At 63.3% G+C, this 14,344-nt stretch carries 15 protein-coding genes; 4 read left to right on the top strand and 11 right to left on the bottom strand.

The features are described 5' to 3' along the window. The 6 genes from phoU to B6S01_RS04370 form a co-directional block, all read right to left on the bottom strand. The gene (gene phoU / locus B6S01_RS04395) at positions 1-696 is read right to left on the bottom strand and encodes a phosphate signaling complex protein PhoU (protein WP_037461630.1); all 696 of its coding nucleotides are present in this window, start codon (positions 694-696) and stop codon (positions 1-3) included. A gap of 20 nt (positions 697-716) precedes the next feature. Beyond that, positions 717-1,505, bottom strand: a complete 789-nt coding sequence (pstB, locus tag B6S01_RS04390; protein ID WP_051907964.1) for a phosphate ABC transporter ATP-binding protein PstB — start codon at positions 1,503-1,505, stop codon at positions 717-719. 5 nt (positions 1,506-1,510) lie between these two features. Next, the gene (gene pstA / locus B6S01_RS04385) at positions 1,511-2,755 is read right to left on the bottom strand and encodes a phosphate ABC transporter permease PstA (protein ID WP_037461632.1); all 1,245 of its coding nucleotides are present in this window, start codon (positions 2,753-2,755) and stop codon (positions 1,511-1,513) included. 88 nt (positions 2,756-2,843) lie between these two features. Further along, a complete protein-coding gene (gene pstC / locus B6S01_RS04380) occupies positions 2,844-4,238 on the bottom strand; it encodes a phosphate ABC transporter permease subunit PstC (protein WP_037461634.1) in 1,395 nt (464 codons plus the stop codon). An 11-nt stretch (positions 4,239-4,249) separates the two neighbouring features. After that, a complete protein-coding gene (locus B6S01_RS04375) occupies positions 4,250-5,308 on the bottom strand; it encodes a substrate-binding domain-containing protein (RefSeq protein ID WP_037461635.1) in 1,059 nt (352 codons plus the stop codon). A 153-nt stretch (positions 5,309-5,461) separates the two neighbouring features. After that, complete coding sequence (locus tag B6S01_RS04370; protein WP_037462268.1) at positions 5,462-6,715, bottom strand: ATP-binding protein; 1,254 nt, start codon at positions 6,713-6,715, stop codon at positions 5,462-5,464. A gap of 99 nt (positions 6,716-6,814) precedes the next feature. Between B6S01_RS04370 and B6S01_RS04365 the strand changes: the two genes are divergently transcribed. From B6S01_RS04365 to B6S01_RS04350, 4 genes are read left to right on the top strand one after another with little or no spacing between them, the layout of a single operon-like run. Next, on the top strand, positions 6,815-7,255 hold the full coding sequence (locus tag B6S01_RS04365; RefSeq protein ID WP_037461637.1) for a hypothetical protein: 441 nt from the start codon (positions 6,815-6,817) through the stop codon (positions 7,253-7,255). A gap of 58 nt (positions 7,256-7,313) precedes the next feature. Beyond that, positions 7,314-7,595 carry an HPr-rel-A system PqqD family peptide chaperone gene (locus B6S01_RS04360; RefSeq protein WP_037461639.1) on the top strand — a complete coding sequence of 94 codons (282 nt, stop codon included), beginning with the start codon at positions 7,314-7,316 and terminating at the stop codon, positions 7,593-7,595. Next, positions 7,592-8,455 carry an HprK-related kinase A gene (locus tag B6S01_RS04355; protein ID WP_037461644.1) on the top strand — a complete coding sequence of 288 codons (864 nt, stop codon included), beginning with the start codon at positions 7,592-7,594 and terminating at the stop codon, positions 8,453-8,455. The genes B6S01_RS04360 and B6S01_RS04355 overlap by 4 nt, the downstream gene beginning before the upstream one ends. After that, entirely contained in the window at positions 8,452-9,438 is a 987-nt protein-coding gene (locus B6S01_RS04350; protein WP_037461647.1) for a nucleotidyltransferase domain-containing protein, read from the top strand. The genes B6S01_RS04355 and B6S01_RS04350 overlap by 4 nt, the downstream gene beginning before the upstream one ends. Before the next feature lie 76 nt (positions 9,439-9,514). Here B6S01_RS04350 and B6S01_RS04345 read toward each other — a convergent pair whose 3' ends face one another. The 5 genes from B6S01_RS04345 to B6S01_RS04325 form a co-directional block, all read right to left on the bottom strand. Beyond that, on the bottom strand, positions 9,515-10,087 hold the full coding sequence (locus tag B6S01_RS04345; protein ID WP_037462269.1) for an arsinothricin resistance N-acetyltransferase ArsN1 family B: 573 nt from the start codon (positions 10,085-10,087) through the stop codon (positions 9,515-9,517). Positions 10,088-10,111: 24 nt separating this feature from the next. Further along, positions 10,112-11,467, bottom strand: coding sequence for an amidohydrolase (locus B6S01_RS04340; protein ID WP_037461649.1), 1,356 nt, complete (start codon positions 11,465-11,467; stop codon positions 10,112-10,114). A 220-nt stretch (positions 11,468-11,687) separates the two neighbouring features. Further along, a complete protein-coding gene (locus tag B6S01_RS04335) occupies positions 11,688-12,242 on the bottom strand; it encodes a hypothetical protein (protein ID WP_037461651.1) in 555 nt (184 codons plus the stop codon). Between the two features lie 114 nt (positions 12,243-12,356). After that, a complete protein-coding gene (locus B6S01_RS04330; protein WP_037461655.1) occupies positions 12,357-13,148 on the bottom strand; it encodes a 3-hydroxybutyrate dehydrogenase in 792 nt (263 codons plus the stop codon). Then, complete coding sequence (locus tag B6S01_RS04325) at positions 13,145-14,323, bottom strand: DUF3734 domain-containing protein (protein WP_037461657.1); 1,179 nt, start codon at positions 14,321-14,323, stop codon at positions 13,145-13,147. The genes B6S01_RS04330 and B6S01_RS04325 overlap by 4 nt, the downstream gene beginning before the upstream one ends. Positions 14,324-14,344 lie beyond the last annotated feature (21 nt).

Raw genomic sequence — 14,344 nt, 5'->3', positions numbered from 1 at the left:
TCAGTCCTCCAGGGGCTGGGTGCCGCCGCGTTCGCGTTCCGGGGCCATCTGGCCGGTGGCGGCGTAATAGACCATTTCCGCGACATTGGTGGCGTGGTCGCCGATCCGTTCGATGTTCTTGGCGACGAACAACAGATGCGCACATTCGCTGATCGTCTTGGGATTTTCGACCATGTAGGTGACGAGACTGCGAAAGACGCTGTTGTAGAAATCATCGACGACCGTATCGCGTTCGATCACCGCAAGAGCGAGGTCGGCGTCCCGCGCGGCGAAGGCGTTGAGCGCGTCATGCACCATCTCGGCTGCGACCTGCCCCATGGATGGGAGGAGCGATACCGGTTCCAGCGTGCGCTGGTTAGTGGCGACCAGCGGCACGCGCTTGGCGATATTCTTGGCATAATCGCCGATGCGTTCGACGACGCTGACGATCTTCAGCGCGGCGATGACGTCACGCAGATCGTCGGCCATGGGCGCGCGCAGGGCGATCACCTGGATGACCAGCTTTTCAACCTCCGCCTCTATGGCGTCGATGCGCTTGTCGTCGGCAACCACCTGGGCGGCGAGCGTCTTGTCCTGTCGCTGGAGCGCCAGCATCGCATGTTCGATGGCGGCTTCGGCACGGCCGCCCATCTCGGCGATGAGGCCGCGCAGCTTGTCGATTTCCTCGTCGAACGCCTTGATCGTATGTTCAGCCATAATTCGTCTCTCCCCCCGGTTCAGCCGTAGCGTCCGGTGATATAGTCCTTGGTCCGCTCCTGGCGGGGGTTGGTGAAGATGTCCGACGTCACGCCATATTCGACCAGTTCGCCGAGGTGGAAAAAGGCGGTGCGCTGCGACACGCGGGCGGCCTGCTGCATATTGTGGGTGACGATGACGATGGCGTAGCGGCCGCGCAGTTCGTGGATCAGTTCCTCGATCTTGGCCGTGGCGATGGGGTCGAGCGCCGAGCAGGGTTCGTCCATCAGGATGACTTCGGGTTCAACCGCAATGGCGCGGCCGATGCAGAGGCGCTGCTGCTGACCACCGGAAAGCGCGGTGCCGCTGTCGTGCAGGCGATCCTTCACCTCGTCCCACAGGCCGGCGCGACGGAGCGACTTTTCGACTATGATGTCAAGGTCCGCCTTGCCACTGGCGAGGCCGTGGATGCGCGGGCCGTAGGCGATATTTTCATAGATCGACTTGGGGAAGGGGTTGGGCTTCTGGAACACCATGCCGACGCGGGCGCGCAGTTGCACCACGTCCATGCTGGAGGCGTAGATATTCTCGCCATCCAGCGTGATCGTGCCTTCGACGCGAGCCGATGCGACCGTGTCGTTCATGCGGTTCAGCGTCCGCAGGAAAGTGGACTTGCCGCAGCCGGACGGGCCGATGAAGGCCGTCACATTATCCATGTCGACATCGATGGAGACGCCCTTGATCGCCTGTTTGTCGCCATAGAAGACATTCACGTCGCGCGCGGTCATCTTGGTTTCGGTGGCGGGCACCAGGGTTTGCGGTTCGTGCATCATTGTTACCACCGTTTTTCGAACTTGTTGCGCAGGTAGATGGCCAGACCGTTCATCGCGAGCAGGAAGATCAGCAGCACGATGATGGCGGCGGACGTTTTTTCGACAAAGCCCTTCGAAACCTCGTCGGACCACAGAAATATCTGCACCGGCAACACGGTCGCCGGATCGGTGATCCCGCCCGGCGGCGTCGCGATGAAGGCGCGCATGCCGATCATCAGCAGCGGCGCGGTTTCGCCCAGCGCGCGCGCCATGCCGATGATCGTACCGGTGAGGATGCCGGGCAGGGCGAGCGGCAGGACATGGTGGAACACGACTTGCACCGGCGAAGCGCCGATGCCGAGCGCAGCGTCGCGGATGCTGGGCGGCACCGACTTGATGGCGTTGCGGCCCGCGATGACGATGACGGGCATGGTCATGAGCGCCAGCGTCATGCCGCCGACCAGGGCAGCCGAACGGGGCAGGTGCAGGAAGTTCAGGAAGATCGACAGGCCGAGCAAGCCGAAGATGATCGAGGGGACGGCGGCAAGATTGTTGATCGACACTTCGATGATGTCGGTCAGCCAGTTCTTGCGGGCATATTCCTCAAGGTAGAGCGCGGTCGCAACGCCGATCGGGAAGCTGAGGGCCAGCGTCACCAGCATGGTCAGCAGAGAGCCCTTGAACGCGCCCCATATACCAACCTGCGTCGGATCGGTGCCGTCGCTGGCGGTCAGGAAGTTGAAGTTGAAGCCGGTCGTGAGCAGACCGGCCCCTTTCAGGCGATCGACGGTTGCTTCGGCTTCGGGCGAACCATCGCCCTTGGCGGCACGATCGATCTCGGTAGAGGCGGGGAGCGTGACCGTTTCAGTGCGGGAGAGGATCTTGGGGTCCGCCTTGATCCTGTCGCGCAGGACGATCCACGCAGTCGGGGAAACCCAATCGTCCGCATCCGCGCCCAGCGCTTTCGTGACGGCATCGCTGGTCACCATCGGCAGGTTCGCGTTGGAAAGCGCCTCGTCGGTAATGGCATTGGGATCGAGCAGCAGCGGTGAAGCGGCGAAGTCGATCTTCACCGCGATTTCCGTGCGGGTGAAACCGCGCAGGCCGTTGCCGAGCATGGTGAAGAGCAGGAAGGCGAGGAAGGCGGCAGAGAGCAGCACCGCAAACAGGCCAATCAGCCTGAAGCGGCGCTCCGCAGCATAGCGACGGGCAATCCGGTTGCGCATCACGTCCGATTTCCAGTCGGTGGGGAGGCGTTTGGTGGTCATCACACGCGCTCCGTTCGCCCTGTTCGAACGAGCCGCCTGTCTCCTTCGACAAGCTCAGCACGAACGGATGTTGATAGGGTGGGGGCCATTAGTCGTAAGCCTCGCGATATTTCTTCACGACCCGCAGGGCCACGATGTTGAGCAGCAGTGTGACGATGAACAGGACAAGGCCGAGGGCGAAGGCGGCGAGCGTTTTGGCGCTGTCAAATTCCTGGTCACCGGTCAGCAACTGGACGATCTGGGTCGTCACGGTCGTCACGCTGGCAAAGGGGTTCAGGGTGAGGTTGGCGGAAAGGCCCGCCGCCATCACCACGATCATGGTTTCGCCGATGGCGCGGCTGACGGCGAGCAGGACGCCCCCGACGACACCCGGCAGGGCGGCGGGAATAAGAACCTTTCTGATCGTCTCGCTGGTGGTTGCACCCATGGCCAGGCTGCCGTCGCGCATCGACTGCGGCACGGCGGCGATGCTGTCGTCCGCCATGGAGGAAACAAAGGGGATGATCATCACGCCCATGACCAGGCCAGCGGCGAGCGCGCTTTCGGAACTGGCGCTCTGAATGCCGATCGACACGGCGAAATCCCTAAGCGCAGGCGCAATGGTGAGCGCCGCGAAATAGCCGTAAACGACGGTCGGCACGCCGGCCAGCATCTCCAGCGTCGGCTTCATCCACCGGCGTACGGCGGGGTTGGCATATTGGGTGAGATAGATGGCGCTCATCAGGCCGAGCGGGATGGCAACGATCATGGCGATGATCGCGCCGATGAAGATCGTGCCCCAGAACAGCGGCACCGCGCCGAACGCATCTTCATTGCCATAGCCCATGGCGGCGGACTGCGGGCTCCATTTCGTGCCGAACAGGAAGTCGATCGGGTTGACCATGGAGAAGAAGCGGAAGCTTTCCCACAGCAGCGACGCGACGATGCCGACCGTGGTGATGATCGCCAGCAGCGATGCGATCAGCAATGAAGCCATCACCAGCCGTTCGACCCGCGTACGCGCGCGGAAATCGGGGCGGACGCGCGTGAAGGCGTAGGCGCCGCCGGCAAAGGCGAGGACGAGCGCAAGAACCGCGCCCGCCAGGCCATATTTGCCGATGGCGTCCTTATAGGGTTGGACAAGTCCCTGCGAGAGCGGATTGAAAGCCCCGGCCTGCGCGCCCGTGGCGATCGCCCGCGCTTCGCCCAGGATGGATGATCGGGAAAAACCATCCGCTGGCAAGGCTTGCGCCGCAGAGCTGCTCAGCACGTCCTGCGTGACAAGGCCGGGCGAGACATTCGCCCAGACCGCCAGGAACAGGGCGGCAGGGATGAGCGTCCACAGCGCGACATACCAGCCATGATAGCCGGGCAGGCTATGCACGGCGTCGCGCCGCCCCGACGCCCGGGCCACGCCTTGCAGGCGCAGCGCGCGGGCTCGTGCGCTGACCCAGGCGATCGCGCCAAGGCCCGCCAGCAGCAGGAAGATTGCAGGACCTGTCATTCAGTCTCTTCTTATTTCAGCTTCGAACCGTCGAGAACAGCCAGCGACTTCACCGCTTCGGCGCTCCCCTTGCGCACATCTTCGGGGGCGGCGACCATGCCCCGCTTGGTGAGCGCGCCGTTCGGCCCCCAATTGGCGGCGTAGGCGTTCAGGAAGCCCTGAAGCCCGGGAATCGCCTGCATATGCGCTTTCTTCACGTAGATGTAGAGCGGACGCGCGCCAGGATATTTGCCGGTCGATACGGTCTCATAGGTCGCTTCGACCCCGTCGATCGGGATGTCGTTCAGCTTGTCGTTATTTTCTTCCAGGAAGCTGTAGCCGAACACGCCGATCGCATTGGGGTTCTTGTCCAGCTTCTGCACGATCAGATTGTCGTTTTCGCCCGAGTCCACATATTTGCCGTCTTCGCGGACGCGGGTGCAGGTCGCCTTATATTCGTCCTCATTCTCATCCTTGAGCGCCTTCATCGCCGGGTCGGACTGGCAGCCCTTTTCCAGGATCAGTTCGGCCAGCGAGTCGCGGGTTCCGCTGGTGGAAGGCGGGCCGAAGACGGAAATCGGGATCGCCGGGAGGCTGGGATCCACATCGTTCCAGTTCTGCGTCTTGTTCGGACCCTTGCCATAGGGATTGGCGGCAAGCGCCTCGTAAACGATCTTGGGCGTCAGCTTGAGGCCCGGTCCCCGGTTCGATTCGGCGAAGGCGAGGCCATCGACACCGATCTGGACTTCGATGATGTCCTTGACGCCATTCTTCTGGCAGTCGTCGAACTCCGACTTCTTGATGCGGCGCGAAGCATTCGCGATGTCAGGATATTGTGCGCCCACGCCTGCGCAAAACAGCTTCATGCCCCCGCCGGTGCCCGTGGATTCGATGATCGGCGATTTCATGCCGGCATTGCCCTGCACGAATAGTTCGGCGACCGCCGTGGCGAAGGGATAGACGGTCGAAGAGCCTACGGCGCGGATCTGGTCGCGGGTGCCGCCCGCGCCGCCGCCGGACGACTGATCGCCGCAACCGGCAAGGGTGAGGGCCGCCGCGGCGGTCGCGGCGAGCAGGGCGAAATGCTTCACGGATAATCTCCTTTATCAAAAGGCCGCGATTCGCAGTCGCCGCCCCCCTCTGGGAACGCGCCGTAGTCGCGGTACATCGCGCATTTGTGACAATCCAATTGCATTTTTATGACAACGTGCCCGGAAGCCATGACAGACATGGCAAATTTTCGCTCAATGCGTTGATATGGAAGCCTTTTCGTCCTTGGCCATGGGTGGCAGGAGAACGGTGATGGCGGTGCCCTTTCCCACCGTGCTGACGATGTCCAGCCGACCGCGATGCCGCTCCACGATATGTTTGACGATCGCGAGGCCCAGGCCCGTGCCGCCAATGGCGCGGCTGCGGCCCGAATCGACGCGATAGAAGCGCTCTGTAAGGCGCGGCAGGTGATCGGGGCCTATGCCTTCGCCTTCGTCCGCGACGCACAGACGGGTCATGCCGCTCGGCCCCTCGGTCAAGCCGACCCGGATCGGCGTTCCGGCCTTCCCATATTTGACCGAGTTTCCGATCAGATTGTGAAGCAGTTGAGAAAGCTGCGCCCGGTCGCCCGCCACCGTTGGCAGGCCGGGGTCGATTTCCATTTCGACCTCGCGTCCGCGCTCACCATGGCTGGTGCGGAAAACGCCCACCACTTCGGCCACCAATCCCGACAGATCGACCGGACTGTCGGGCGCGCGATATTTTTCCGCCTCGATGCGGGAAAGCGAGATAAGGTCGTCGATCAGCCGCTGCATGCGCCTCGCCTCGCCATCCATGATCTTCAGGAAGCGCTGGCGTGTTTCATTGTCGCGGCCAAGGTCCGGATCGGCGAGCGTCTCGATAAATCCCAATATGCCCGCAAGGGGCGTGCGCAGTTCGTGGCTTGCATTGGCGACAAAATCGACGCGCATCTTTTCGGCTGCATGCGCGCCGCTATGGTCGGCCAGATGCACCAGGCGACGAACGGCGCCATCGCCGCCCACAGGCGCAATCCGCATTTGCCAGCGTTGATCGCGGGAGCCCAGGCCCACCAGTTCCAGCATCACGGGTTCGGCCAGCGGGGCCAGGCTCGCCAGCCGTTCCGCCGCGGCGGGGTGACGAATGGCGATGCGGGCGTCTTCACCCTCTATATGCGCGCCCAGCAGGCGCTGGGCGGCGCGATTGGCGCGGATGATCCTGCCGCGCTCGATCAGCATCAGCGGATCGGCGATGCCCTCGATCAGGTCTGCGAAATCGGGATGGGTGACGATGTCGACGGCGTCCTCAGCGGGTGACGCGGCGCTTGGCCGGGGCGCTGGCTCCTGCGCCGCGATCAGCAGGATGGCTATCCCGGCGAGCACCGGCAGGGCTATCGCCCATGGCGGCGCGCCCATCATCAACGCGCCGCCCGTCGCCAGGAATAATATGGCGAGCGATGCGATGATCTGGGAAATGGATAGTCGATTCATGGTTACCGCGCTGGATTCCTGGCAGCTTTGCTGCAATGGCTGGCGCAATAGCGTGGATTCTTTACGCTTTGGCAAGGGTGGATAGCGGATCACGAGCATATGAGCGAGCAGTTGCCCCCATCGCCCGTTTCCGATCCGGCCGTTATCGGCGCGGAAGCGGGAAATGCTGATCTGATGGCGTCATCGCGCCGCCAGTTGCTTATGGGTGGCGCCGCCGCCGCTTCGGCGATCGTGTCCATTCGCCCCGCCTTGGCCAATACTGCCGCGTCCGTACTCAACTGCACCATCCCCGTGCCGGATCAGGGCCGCGCGGGTAATTATGTCGCGCCCAATGGACAGTTGGTGCCCGCCGGGACTTCGGGTGCTTTCCCCGCAACTGGCCGCAGTTACACCGGCGAGCAGGTCAAACAGGCGTTGCGCGGCGGACGGCTGCCCGGCACCAGCTATGACCAGAATCAGGCCTATCTGAACTACATCCGCCGTCTTCAGTCCGGCACCAGCGGCTTTACCTGCTACGCATCATTGCAAATGCCGCGTTAGGCACCTGCTTACTCCTTCGCGCTACAGCGGAGCGACGCCAGGGATTTAAGGGCAGGTCGTGACCGCAGAGCGCCGTTATCAACAGGACAGAGATGTCGCGCTGTGCGTGTTGGAGGACATTACGCTCCTTTACCACCGCGCGTCCGGGCAGACGCATATGGTGATCAGCCCGGTGCCAGAGATATTGTACGCCCTGGACAAAGATGTCCCCACGACGGCTGCGCAGGTGCATGTGCGGCTTGAGCAGAGCTATGATCTGGGCGAACCCGGTCAGGCGATGGCCGAGATCGAAGCCCATCTGGCTGGCCTGATCGCGCTGGGGGTGGTGCGGCGCGCGTGAGGCATCAGCTTTCCCTGAAGATCGGGCCTGCGACCTTCCGCATCGGCTCCGCCTGGCGGCAGCCCGTCGCGCAACTGGCGCAGCTATATGCCGATTATCCGCAGGTCAGCGGCGAGATAGCTGACTTTACCGTGCGTCTGGAGCCTGCCGGCGCATTCCGGCGATGGGTGCGCCCTTCGATCTTCATCACCGGCGATCATGGGCTGGCCGATGCCGCGCCGATGAGCCTGATCCATGGCCTGCTGGCGGCGGAGATGGGGATGAACCTGCAAATGGCGCTGGGCTGGCGGCGGCATCTGTTGCTCCACGCGTCGAGCGTCGAGAAGGACGGGCGCGCGCTGGTCATGACGGGCGAGTCGGGATCGGGCAAATCGACGCTGGCGGCCCAACTGGGCGAGCGCGGATGGCGGCTGATGGGTGATGAGTTCGCCCTGCTGGATCTGGTGACCGGATCGGTGTTTCCTTTTCCGCGCCTGATATCGTTGAAGAATGAGGCGATCGGCGTGGTTGCCGGTGAGACGCCGGGCGAGCGTATGGGACCGCTGCTCAAGGGAACGGCCAAGGGCGATATCCGGCATCTTGTGCCGCGGGCAGATGCGGTGGCGCGCATGGGGGAGGGAGCGAAGCCAGCCCTGCTGCTATTCCCGCGCTTCGGCCATGCGGCGGAGGTGCGGCCGGTGGGGCAGGGCGAAGTGTTCATGCGGCTGACCCAGGCCTCCACTAATTATGTGGCGCTGGGGGAGTCGGGCTTTCGCGCATTGACGCGCTTCGTGCAGGATGTTCCCGCGCGAGCGATCGACTTTCCCTCCGGCGAGGCGGCGGTCGCGCTTGTCGAACGGCTTTGGGATGAGCTGGCATGAGCAGCGCGTTGCTGGTGGCCGCGTTGCGGGAGCCGAAGTCGGTCGCTGCGCTGGATGGCTCTGGATGGAACGCGCTGATCGCGGCGGCGCGGGCGGAGCGCTTGATCGGCACGCTGGCGCTGCGGATTGGTGCGGCGCTGGCCCCCGACGCGGTTCGGCCGATCCTGACGGATGCGCGGCTGGATGCCGAGCGTGAGGCGCGGCAGGCGTTGTGGGAAGCGGACCGGGCGGCGGAAGCGCTGGGCGGGCCGGTGTTGCTCCTCAAGGGCACAGCCTATGTCGCGGCGGGGCTGAAGGCTGGCGAGGGACGGTTCATCGGCGACCTCGACATATTGGCGCCGCGTGAAAGGATGGATGAGGTAGAGGCTGGATTGCACGCGGCGGGCTGGGAATGGGTGAAGCAGGACGATTATGACGACGCCTATTATCGGCAGTGGATGCACGAACTGCCGCCCATGATCCATCGCGAGCGCGACCGGATGATCGACGTGCATCATACCATCCTGCCGCTGACCGCGCGGCAGACGCCGGATGCGAGGGCGCTGATGGAGGATGCGGTCGCCATAACCGATCGGTTATCCGTTCTTTCGCCCGAGGACATGGTCTGCCATTCCGTCGCCCATCTGCTGGCCGACGGTGATTTGGCGGGCGGCTTGCGCAACCTTTGGGATATTCATTGCCTGCTGGACAATGTCGATGCGGAGCGATTGGGCGTCCGCGCGAAACGTCACGGGATTGGACGGCATGTCGCGCAGGCACAGCGTCTGGCGGCGGCGCTTTACGGCGGGGGGAGGCGTCAGCGGCTTACCGTCTGGGACCGGCTGGTGATAGGGCGGCTGCTCGCCCGTGATGACTGGGGCCGCGAGACGCGCAAGCTGCTGCGCTTTGCCTTTTATATCCGGTCCCACTGGCTGCGCATGCCGCCGACGATGCTGGCGCGCCACCTGTTTACGAAGTGGCGCAAGGGGCATCGGCCGGTTTAGATTGCGCCGAGCCTTTCGGCGGAGTTGTTGAAGCCGCCCGTCGACAAGCTCAGGGCGAACGGAAGTTCCTGATCGGCTAGCCGGTCAGATGGGGCACGATGTCTTGAAGGTTGGTCAGCGCGGAAAAGGGCGTGGGCGCAGACATGGGCTGAGCGCGCGGAGAGATGGTCATGCCCATCCACATCACATCATGCCACTGGCCGAATTTGAAGCCGACTTCCCGATAGATGCCGACTTGCCGCATGCCGATCGCGCTGTGGATGGCGACGCTCGCTTCGTTGGGCAGGGTTATGCCCGCAAACAGCGCATGATAGCCCTGACGCCGCAGCAGAGCGATCAGGGCGTCGTAGAGGCTGCGGCCGATGCCGCGGCGATGATGATCGGGCGCCAGATAGACAGATATGTCCGCCGACCAATTATAGGCTGCACGGCCACTATGCGGGCCGGCATAGGCATATCCGGCGACCTGCCCGTCCAACTCGGCAACGAGCCAGGGATAGTTGGGCAGGCAATTGGCTATTCTGCCGCCAAACTCTTCCGCGGTGGGCGGCACGGCCTCGAAGGAGATGACGGTATCCAAGACATAGGGCGCGTAGATCGCGGCCAATGCCGCGCCATCCTCCACAACGGCCTTGCGTAACGTCAGCATCGCTTTCCTGCCCCCCATTCCATATCATCGTTTCAATATATCGAGCGCCATCATGGTTGTGGCTTCGCTGGCGGTTGCGATCACCTTGTCGGCTTCGGGCGCCCAGAAGGGGCTGTGGAGCGAGGGGAGGGTGAGTTGGCCAGCGGCGGCCTTCGCCATCTGGTCTGCGGGTACGCCGCCGACCCAGAAGATGAAGCTGTCGATGCTTTTGTCGGCGCGGTAGTAGCGGCCGAAATCTTCGCCGCCCATTGAGGGTTTGGTCTCCACAACGCGGCCTGCGGGGAAATGGCTTTTCAGCAGGTCGCCCATCCGATTGGCGAATGCGGGCGGATTGTAGGCGGCGGGGGTGTATTCGTCCTTTACGGTTACCACCGGCATGCGGTTTTCGGGGACACCCGCCGCGATTGCTTCGCCGCGTGCGATACGTTCTATGCCGCGGATCAGCCGTTCGCGGGTTTCGTCCGAATAGCTGCGGACGGTGAGCAGCAGCTTCGCTTCGTCAGGGATGATATTATGCTTGGCCCCGCCGACGAAGCTGCCGACCGTGACCACGGCGGGATCGAGCGGGTCCTGTTCCCGGCTGACCAGCGTTTGCAGCGCGCCGACGATGCGCGCGCCCAGCACGATCGGGTCCTTGGCGGTTTGCGGATAGGCGCCATGGCCGCCCGTGCCGCGCACAACTATGTCCACGCTGTCCACATTGGCGAGGGCATAACCGGGGGTATAACCGATCGTTCCTGCGGGCAGATTGGCCGCGTCGTGAAATGCGATCGCGTGGGTTGGCTTGGGGAAGCGGGTGAAAAGGCCGTCCTCCAGCATCAGGCGCGCGCCACGGCCGACTTCCTCCGCAGGCTGGAGGATCATGACCAGCGTGCCCTGCCATCGATCCTTCATCGAAGAGAGAAGGCGCGCGGTTTCGATGAAGGCGGTCATGTGCGTGTCATGGCCGCAGGCGTGCATGACGCCGGTTTCCATGCCATCCGCCGTCTTCGTGCGGACCTTGGAGGCGAAGGGAAGGCCGGTCTGCTCGGTGACGGGGAGCCCGTCCATGTCGGCGCGGATGAGGAGGACGGGACCTTCGCCATTCTTCATGACGCCGACGACGCCGTTGCCGCCGACCTTTTCGGTGACATTGAATGTCATAGCCTTGAGGCGGCGCGCCAGCTTGGCGGCGGTCGCGCTCTCCTGCTCTGACAGTTCGGGGTTGGCGTGAAGATCGCGGTAAAGCGTCATCAAGCCATCCATGTCGCGGGCGATCATGGCGGCGATTTCTCTGGAGGGCGCAGGGGACGCAGCCGGAGCGGACGAGGTTCCGGTCTGCGCCGTGGCGGCAGACGAAAGGCTGGCGGCGACCATGATGACCCACAACGCATGACGCACTGGCAATTCTCCCTCTTATGCGGGGAGCATAGGGGGAATTTTCCGGCTGTTAAGGGGGGTGATGGCGTTGTCGCGGAGACGAGGAGGCGTTGAGGCAGGTGGCGCTTTGACAAGCTCAGCCCGAACGGAGGTTGGGCAGCGGCCAGTTGCAGGCACTGCATGAAAAAAGCGTCCGCCCCGTGCGGGACGAACGCTTTTCCCTGATCGCTATGGGAAGGGATCAGAAGTGGAAGATTACGCCAGCGGTGGGACGGAAGCTGTCGAAATCATAGGTCTCGGTCTGGAAACGCAGGCGGATGCCGCTGTTGCCGGTGACGCCGCCCAGGCCAATGTCCTTCGGGCCGACTTCAACGCCGACGCCATACATCCAGTCCTTGCGGTTCGGCCAGCCCTGCTTGCCATTGACCCACTGATAGCCGGCAGAGGCGAAGATCATGCCGCTTTCACCAGCGCGCGCGCCGAAGCGGCCCTTCACGCCATATTCCCAATCGATGTCCGCCCAGCCCTTGGTGGCGTTGCCTTCGACGCCGACGAAGACCGGACCGAGCGGCACGTTGACGCCGGCGACGCCGCTGACGATTGCGCCGCTCATGATGGTTTCGCCGGGAACGCTGCCGAATTCCGAACGGCGATCGAAGCTGTGCCAGCCGCCAAGGATACCGACATAGGGTTCAACGCCGAACGCAGGCGTGCCGTCAGGGGCGGCTTCTTCCTGTGCGTGGGCGAGCGAAGGCAGCGCCGCGAACATCGCGGCTGCGAGAATATATTTTTTCATGTGAGGCTACTCCCTTGAGCCTTGTTTCAGGTTGCCCAAGGGAAACGGGGTCACAGGAGATAGTTTCCCTCTAATAAAACAAAAGCTTCCGACCGTTGCCAATATGCCACGCTGTCATTGGGCGGTCCAACCGCCGTCGATGTTCATGTTCGCGCCGGTGATATTGGCGGCTGCGTCGCTGCACAGGAACAGCGCCATGGCGGCGACCTGATCGACTGTCACGAACTGCTTGGTCGGCTGACCGGCGAGCAACACGTCGTTCATCACCTGCTCGCGCGTCATGTTGCGCGCCTTCATGGTGTCGGGAATCTGGTTTTCGACAAGCGGCGTCCAGACATAGCCCGGCGAAATGCAGTTGGCCGTCACGCCGAAGGTGGCCAGTTCCAGCGCCAGCGTCTTGGTCAGCCCGGCAAGGCCATGCTTGGCGGTCACATAGGCGCTTTTGAAAGGGGATGCCGTGAGCGAATGGGCGCTGGCGGTCTGGATGATGCGGCCCCATTTTTTCGATTTCATATAGGGCACCGCAAGGCGGGACGTGTGAAAAGCGCTGGTCAGATTGAGCGCGATGATGAGATCCCATTTTTCGACCGGGAAATCCTCCACCGGGGCGACATATTGCATGCCCGCATTGTTGATGAGGATATCGACACCGCCGAATGTGTCGGCCGCTTCCTTCATCATCGCTTCGATTTCAGCGGCTTTGGTCAGATCATGCCCGCTGTAGAGCGCCTTTGCGCCGCTGGCCTGTTCCAGGGCCAGCCGTTCCTGTTCGATCGCCTGAGGATCGCCGAAACCGTTGATGACGATATTCGCGCCTTCCGCAGCGAGCGTCTTTGCATAGGCAAGGCCGATGCCGGAGGTGGAGCCCGTGATGAGAGCGGTCTTTCCAGCGAGGGACTTGCTCATGCATTTTTCTCCTTCAGATGGTCGGGTGCGTCGAGGTCGAAGCTCGCGCTTTTCCCATTGATGATATTGCGGGCGATCAGGTCGCCCTTGTGCATCACGCCTTCCACTGCGCCCCGTCCCTGGCTCCAGTGATCGAGCATGGTGGAGCGGGAAAATTCAAAATCGCGCGCGCCGCTTTCCCACGCGCGGCTGCGGTAGATAAGGTGCACGATGTTGACGGAGCCCCGGTCGAGCATCTGGCGCAGACGCTGGGCCTCCGGGTCGTCTTTCAGGTCGGGCGGCAGCTTGTCGAGCAGCGCCTTCATCGCCTTGTGCTCGCGGCGCAGGCGCAGATATTGATCCGTGACCTGCCGCGTGCGGCTGGAATATTGAATATCCTTTGCGCGCGAATAGACGTCGGTCATCTGGCGCGGCTTGGGCCCTTCGGCCGGGAAGAGATCGACCTGGAAAACCAGCATATCCTCGGTCTGATGCTCCAGCACATGGGCGAGCGGGGTGTTGGAGACGAGCCCGCCGTCCCAATAGCAGCGACCGTCGATCTCGACCGGAGGCAGGCCCGGAGGCAGTGCGCCCGACGCCATGATATGGCGCGCGTCGATTCGGGTAGGACCATCGGGCCCGCGTGTGTCCCAATAGGCGAAATTGCCGCTTTCCACATCCACCGCGCCGACCGAGAGGCGCACCGGCCCATCGTTCAGCAGGTCCCAGTCGACGCAGGCGTCGAGCGTTTCCTTCAGCGGTGCGCTGTCATAAAAGCTGATGGCGCCGGACGTCCCTTCCGGCATCATCATCGCGGGCCAAAGGCGGGGGCGGAACATGCCCGGCACGCCGAAGGTCGCGACCGCGCCAGCCGCCATCAGGTGGGCCGCTTCGCGGATATGGTCGATTTCCGGCAGGACTATGTTGGGCATCCCGCCAGACACGGTGAGCCAGAATTTCTTGAGCCGGCTGATCCGGCGGTGCGGCGGATTGCCCGCTATGATCGCGGCATTCACCGCGCCGATCGAAATGCCAGCCACCCAGCTGACATCGACGCCCAGTTCGTCGAGGCGCTGGTACACGCCGGCCTGAAAGGATCCAAGAGCCCCGCCGCCTTGCAGCAATAGCGCCACTTCGCGCGGGAGGGGGAGCGGCGTGCCCGCGCGGCGGGGAATTTTTGGGTCAATGTCGGCCATGTCGCAGTGCAATATAGCGAT

The sequence above is a fragment of the Sphingobium herbicidovorans genome, from assembly GCF_002080435.1.
GTDB classification, from domain to species: Bacteria; Pseudomonadota; Alphaproteobacteria; order Sphingomonadales; family Sphingomonadaceae; genus Sphingobium; species Sphingobium herbicidovorans.
Note: the sequence above shows the minus strand (reverse complement) of the source record. Positions and strands in the feature narration are given on the sequence as shown.